This window comes from Methylobacterium frigidaeris, from assembly GCF_022179185.1.
GTDB classification, from domain to species: domain Bacteria; phylum Pseudomonadota; class Alphaproteobacteria; order Rhizobiales; family Beijerinckiaceae; genus Methylobacterium; species Methylobacterium frigidaeris.
In genome coordinates this window covers 1-232 of record NZ_BPQJ01000378.1, presented here as the reverse complement: position 1 = coordinate 232, position 232 = coordinate 1, and the positions used below count along the sequence as shown (strand labels likewise).

General features: G+C 72.4%; 1 protein-coding gene. It reads left to right on the top strand.

The genetic code is table 11. The features are described 5' to 3' along the window. Positions 1-13: 13 nt before the first annotated feature. Positions 14-232 (top strand): hypothetical protein (locus MFF64_RS37420; RefSeq protein WP_238194140.1); only part of this gene is annotated, 219 nt, incomplete at its 3' end.

Sequence of the window (232 nt, the reverse complement as noted above, 5' to 3'; positions counted from 1 at the left end):
GCCCGATCCGCGTGTGCTCGAACGGGCGTGGCATCGCTGCCTGCGGGAATCCTACGCCCATCAGCCGCCCGGTCAGAGCCGGGCCGGGGACGAGCGCAACGCCCTCGACGAATGCAAGGTGCAGGAGGACGCGTTCGTGGCGTCGCTCATGGCAGCAGGGCCTGCGCAGGATGGCCGGGCCGGGACCGTCTGGGCCCGGACCTGGGCGGCCTTCGTGGAACCACTCACCGCC